The organism is Aquiflexum sp. (genome assembly GCF_977115555.1).
Genome location: NZ_CDSBKL010000264.1, coordinates 1 through 5,916 on the forward strand (window position 1 = coordinate 1; position 5,916 = coordinate 5,916).

General features: G+C 41.4%; 4 protein-coding genes and 1 pseudogene. 1 reads left to right on the plus strand and 4 read right to left on the minus strand.

Annotated elements, in window-relative coordinates:
- Nucleotides 1-805: 805 nt before the first annotated feature.
- Nucleotides 806-1,852, minus strand: a complete 1,047-nt coding sequence (locus ACZFYI_RS14380; RefSeq protein WP_462524823.1) for an RluA family pseudouridine synthase — start codon at nucleotides 1,850-1,852, stop codon at nucleotides 806-808.
- A gap of 22 nt (nucleotides 1,853-1,874) precedes the next feature.
- Here ACZFYI_RS14380 and ACZFYI_RS14385 point away from each other — a divergent pair, with 22 nt between their 5' ends.
- A complete protein-coding gene (locus ACZFYI_RS14385) occupies nucleotides 1,875-2,828 on the plus strand; it encodes a 1-aminocyclopropane-1-carboxylate deaminase/D-cysteine desulfhydrase (RefSeq protein WP_462524824.1) in 954 nt (317 codons plus the stop codon).
- Here the strand turns inward: ACZFYI_RS14385 and ACZFYI_RS14390 are convergent.
- From ACZFYI_RS14390 to ACZFYI_RS14400, 3 genes and pseudogenes are all read right to left on the minus strand, one after another.
- Nucleotides 2,823-3,461, minus strand: coding sequence for an AlbA family DNA-binding domain-containing protein (locus ACZFYI_RS14390; protein ID WP_462524825.1), 639 nt, complete (start codon nucleotides 3,459-3,461; stop codon nucleotides 2,823-2,825). The two genes, ACZFYI_RS14385 and ACZFYI_RS14390, sit on opposite strands and share 6 nt — an antisense overlap.
- A gap of 179 nt (nucleotides 3,462-3,640) precedes the next feature.
- A complete protein-coding gene (uvrB, locus tag ACZFYI_RS14395; RefSeq protein ID WP_462524826.1) occupies nucleotides 3,641-5,677 on the minus strand; it encodes an excinuclease ABC subunit UvrB in 2,037 nt (678 codons plus the stop codon).
- Nucleotides 5,678-5,739: 62 nt separating this feature from the next.
- Nucleotides 5,740-5,916, minus strand: a pseudogene (locus tag ACZFYI_RS14400) (DUF4105 domain-containing protein); the annotation flags it as partial.

Genomic DNA, 5,916 nt, shown 5'->3' on the forward strand with positions numbered 1-5,916 from the left:
TAGGAATGTAGTATGGACAATTCAAATTGGGAACTATGATTTGCGAATGGCGAGCCTGATTCTTTGCTCCCTCCAACACAGAGGTCTCGGTGCACTCTGTGGTAAATAAAAATTATCACTACAGAGGCCTCAGAGTTCACAGAGAAAAAAGTGGGAGGAGGAATTTAGTAAGTACAATTAAAATTGGGAATTACGATTTACGAATGACGAGCTCGCTCTAAGCTCCCTCCAACTCCATGGACTCGGTGCACTCTGTGGTAAATAAGTCCGATTGTTATAAAAATAAAAAAGCTGTGAATACATGCTCACAGCTTTAGTCAATTAACAATAAACCCAAAATAACCAGCTGTAGGAGAAGGATTCGAACCTCCGGGGAAACCCCACCACTCTTTCAATCCTACAATTCAACCGGACTTTTTACCAATTGATTACATGACAAAAGTAACACGTAATCTGATTCTTTAATAATATTATAAATATTTTGCTAAAAATTTACAGTATTTTTATTATTAAGGTCATTTTTTGAATTACCCTTATTCTACATCGATTGCGGAAAGAGCTTTTTTAAATACTTGATAATGAGTTTTGGGTTTCCAAAGTCGGAATCATAAAATTTTCGGGTAAATCAAGGCTACTTTTATAATTTTTTTGCCTATTCGAGGACAAATCTTCTCTCATAATTGTACATCGCCGAGAGAAATTGATTTATTTTTTACCAAAATGAATAGTTCTCTCCAAGAAAATCAGTTTAAAATAAGGTCAATTTCAAGAACTTAACCCTAAAAAAAGAAAAACAGGCTTATAATTATTCCTCATACTTGACATAATTCTCCCATTTTTCAAGGACGGCAGCAAAATCTTCCGGAAGTGGGGTCTCAAAGTAAATCCTGTTTTTCGTCACCGGATGGAGAAACCCCAAAGACATTGCATGCAAGGCCTGTCTAGGCATGAGGTCAAAGCAATTTTGTATAAACATTTTATATTTTGAAAACTGCGTCCCTTTCCGGATTTTGTCTCCTCCATACATCGCATCATTGAATAATGGATGCCCCAGGTATTTCATATGCGCACGGATTTGATGGGTACGGCCTGTTTCCAGATTGCATTGCAGCAAGGTCACATACCGCAGTCTTTTGATCACTTTCCAATGTGTAATGGCATGTTTTCCCTGCGAACCGTCCGGAAATGTATCCATCACTTTTCTGTCTTTGGCACTTCTGCCAACATTGGCGATGACTGTTCCTTGATCTTCGGCCGGTTCTCCCCATACCAAAGCAAGGTAGGTCCTATCTATATCATGGTTAAAGAACTGCTTGGCCAAGTCCGTCATCGTGGTCTCGGATTTGGCAATTACGAGCAATCCCGAAGTATCTTTGTCAATGCGGTGCACCAATCCCGGTCTTCCTGAATTACCGGGCATGGTTGGTAGCTGATTGAAATGGTAAACCAATGCATTTACTAAAGTTCCCGTCCAATTGCCGTGGGCAGGATGGACCACCATCCCGGGAGGTTTATTGACAATCATGAGGTATTCATCTTCAAAGACAATATCCAAAGGAATGTTTTCAGGGATGACCTCAGTATCTCTTGGCGGCTTTTCCAAAAAGACTTTGATCTCATCCAAAGGCTTGACCTTATAATTCGCTTTGGTTGAATTGCCATTGATCTGAACAAAACCTGCATCAATAGCATTCTGAACTCTGTTTCTGGTGGCATTTGCCAGGCGGTCGGTCAAGAATTTATCCACCCTTGTAGGTGCCTGTCCTTTGTCGATAGTAAAACTAAAGTGCTCAAAGAGCTCCACATCCAACTCTTCCTCATCAAAATTATCCTGATCCATCATGTCTGCCATGATACAAAAATAAGGGCATTTGGTGAAGATTTGGTTATTTGCAGAAATATTGGAGAAAGAACTGTTTTTGTCATATCCCATACCGACCCAAGAAATCCGTATTCCTCTTTTGAAAGAGAAGGGAATCAGACTTGCAATCAGGCGATTGGATCAGGTACATGACTTGGTGTCCGGTAACAAATTCTTTAAGTTGAAATATAACTTGGAGGAAGCCAAAAAGGAGGGACTTGATACCTTGCTCACTTTTGGAGGAGCATTTTCCAATCATATCCATGCCACGGCAGCTGCAGCAAAAAAAGAGGGATTCAAGTCCATTGGAATCATAAGGGGAGAGGAAACCTTTCCTTTGAACCCAACCCTTTCCTTTGCAAAATCTGAAGGAATGTACATGGAATACGTCAGCCGGGAGGATTACAGGAAAAAGACAGAAGATTTCTTTATTCACGGGCTAAAAGAAAAATTCGGAGACTTTTATCTGATTCCAGAGGGAGGAACCAATACTTTAGCCATACGGGGAACAAAGGAAATCCTAACTGCCGAGGATCAAGGTTATACCCATATTGGCTGTTCTATAGGAACAGGCGGTACTTTTGCAGGCTTGGCCGACAGGATCGAATCCAAACAGCATTTGTTTGGATTCTCTTCTTTGAAAGGGGAGTTTATTCAGCAAGAACTGCAATCACTTCTTGACCTATACCAAATCTCCCCAAAGGGTAAATACCGGATTTTTGATAATTACCATTTTGGGGGCTATGGCAAATTCAAACCTGAGCTTATTGAATTCATCCATTGGTTTTATTCACAAACACTAATTCCTTTGGATCCGATCTATACCGGAAAAATGATGTTTGGGATTTTCGATCTTATAGCAAATGATAATTTCGAAAAAGGATCTCACATTTTGGCTATACATACGGGTGGATTGCAGGGGATAGCAGGATTTAATCAACGGTTTGGGACCGAATTGCCTTTATGATTCTTTAATGGTAAAAAAGTCCTCTTTTTCTTGGGGTACAATGTTGATAACATTTGCCAAAACAAGCCTGACCAATGTTTTTGAGGCCAAAAATCTAGGCAATCTTGCCAAAAACTGAAATTCTTTCAATGTGATTTTCCCGTTTTCTCCAAGGGATTTCATCAGGATATTCTCTTTTTCACCATAAGTGAAAACCATATCTTTTGGGTTTTTCCCTCTTTTCAGTATCTCCCACATTTCCTTGCTTGCCTGAATACTGCGGTCTTTGACCCTGACAAAGGCCTTTCTCCTATTTTCCTCCATCAAAAAATGGGGGCGCTCAGGCGATTTTGGAATGGAAAAAACCGCTATTCCCTTTTTTGGGGTGAGCTTGTTGATTTCCACTTGGTACTCCAACTTGGGCTGAATATGTTTCTCAATGGCTTTTTGCATCACAAAAACTTCCTCCTCAATAAAACGCTGTCCACTGACAGTACCATCATCATCCACCCCAATCAACAAATAACCTCCTTCGGTATTGGCCAAAGCAATGATCTCCCTGACGATTTTTTCAGGAAAAGCGGCCTTTTTCTTGAATTCAACCTTCAAGCCTTCCCCTTGCTGGGCGATTCTATGGATTTCTTGGAGGGTCATTTTTGAAGTGGGAAGTTGGAAGTTCGGAGTTGGAGGAAATAGTTGTTGTGGTTGTAATTGTTGTAGTGGTTGTTAGCTTTGCGATATCGGGTTGTCGGGTTTCTCTGTCAAGGTATCAGGTTTCCCCAATCTTGGTACTTAGTACATCGTACTTGGTTCAAATATTCTCGGTTCTCTTTTCAAACTCCTCTTTTCAAATCCTCCAACCTATTTTTCATGCCCTGCCATTCATCTCTCAGCCTGGCAGCTTCCATAAAGTTGAGTTCTTTGGCTGCCTTTTCCATTTGCTTTTGGGTTTGGGTGATGAGTTTTTCAAGCTTTTCTTTACTGAGATACTGCACTAGCGGATCTGCTGCAACCAAAGCAGGGGAATCAATGGATTCTTCATACAGTTTGGCGTTTCGTTTGTTATCCGCAACGGTAGTTTGCCCCATGATTTTCTCCTTCGATTTTTTGATCGTTTTCGGAACGATACCATGCTCTTCATTGTAAGCAATCTGAAGTCCTCTTCTTCTTTTCGTCTCATCAATGGCAAGTTGCATAGAGGCAGTTACCTTATCCGCATACATGATTACCTTACCGTTTTCGTTCCTGGCCGCCCTTCCTATGGTCTGAACCAAACTCCTTTCATTTCTCAGAAATCCCTCTTTGTCCGCATCCAAAATTGCCACCAAAGACACCTCAGGCAAATCCAATCCCTCCCTAAGCAAGTTTACGCCGACCAACACATCAAATACCCCAAGTCGCAACTCCCTCAATATCTCCACCCGGTCCAAAGGTTTGACCTCGGAATGAATATACCGGCTATTCACCCCAGCCCTTTCGAGAAACTTCTGAAGTTCTTCAGCCATTCTTTTGGTCAAGGTTGTGACCAAAACCCGGTCTCCAACTTTGATGCGTTCATCTATTTCTTCCAAAAGGTCATCGATCTGATTGGCACTTGGTTTCACCTCGATGATCGGGTCCAATAATCCCGTCGGACGGATAATCTGCTCGACCACGATACCTTCTGTTTTGTTCAACTCATAATCCGCCGGAGTGGCACTGACATATATTGCTTGGTTGATGAGGCTTTCAAATTCATCGAAATTCAAAGGCCTGTTGTCCAAAGCTGAAGGTAACCTGAATCCATACTCCACGAGGTTGACTTTCCGGGAACGGTCACCTCCCCACATTCCCCTGACCTGAGGCAAGGTCACATGACTTTCATCCACTACCAATAAATAATCATCCGGAAAATAATCCAATAGGCAGAAAGGTCTTGTACCTGGTTTTCTCCTATCAAAATACCTCGAATAATTTTCAACTCCTGAGCAATACCCCAATTCACGGATCATTTCCAAATCAAACTCTGTCCTTTCCTTGAGCCGTTTGGCTTCGATCAGTTTCATATCTCTTTCAAAGAAGCCCACCTGGGCCATCATATCATCCTGAATTTCATGGATAGCGGTATCGATCACATCCCTTCCGGTGACAAATAGATTTGCTGGAAAAATGGAAATGATTTTTTCATCGGATAATTTCTTACCGGTGGCCGGATCAATTCTTTGTATGGCTTCGATCTCATCTCCCCAAAAAAAGATCCTGTAGGCAAAATCAGCATAGGCAACAAAAATGTCGACAGTATCTCCTTTGACCCTGAAGTTGCCGTGACTGAGGTCCTGATTGACACGGCTGTAGAGAATGTCTACCAACTTGAAAAGTAGCTGATTCCTTGGTATTCTATCGCCTTCCTGCAGTCGGATTACGTTTTTGCCGAATTCCTCCGGGTTTCCAATACCATAAATACACGAAACAGAAGCTACTACAATGACATCTCTTCTTCCCGAAAGAAGGGCGGACGTCGCACTCAACCTGAGTTTTTCTATCTCTTCATTGATAGAAAGATCTTTTTCTATATAGGTTCCACTCGTTGGGATAAAAGCCTCAGGCTGGTAATAATCGTAATAGGATATGAAATACTCTACTGCATTTTCAGGAAAAAACTGCTTGAATTCTCCGTAAAGCTGGGCAGCCAAAGTCTTGTTATGACTCAATACCAAAGTGGGTTTTTGAACTTGTTGGATGACATTGGCGACAGTAAAAGTCTTTCCTGAGCCCGTCACGCCTAATAAAACCTGTGATTGCTCACCGGAATTGACACCTTCGGTCAAGAGTTCGATGGCCTGAGGCTGGTCGCCTGTTGGTTTGTACTCCGAAACTAATTTGAATTCCATTTGATCTCAATTGAATGGTGATAACAAGTTTCAGCTATGAAATAGTTTTGATAAAAGAAATATTATCCTGCCGGAACAGATCTGAATTTGTCCAGATTATAATACAAGAAATTGGTACGTAGGATAAGAACCAAGAGCAAAGGCACTATGCTTGGATGGAAAGATTGCCATCCGAAAATCCAAAATACCAAACCTACATTTGCAGAAATCAATGCAAAAAGCAGGTATTTTTTGACCCA

Excerpts from the sequence above, each read along its gene's own strand:
- ACZFYI_RS14380 (WP_462524823.1), bottom strand. The coding sequence starts at position 1,852 with ATGGCAGACATGATGGATCAGGATAATTTTGATGAGGAAGAGTTGGAT.
- ACZFYI_RS14390 (WP_462524825.1), bottom strand. The coding sequence starts at position 3,461 with ATGACCCTCCAAGAAATCCATAGAATCGCCCAGCAAGGGGAAGGCTTG.
- uvrB (WP_462524826.1), bottom strand. The coding sequence starts at position 5,677 with ATGGAATTCAAATTAGTTTCGGAGTACAAACCAACAGGCGACCAGCCT.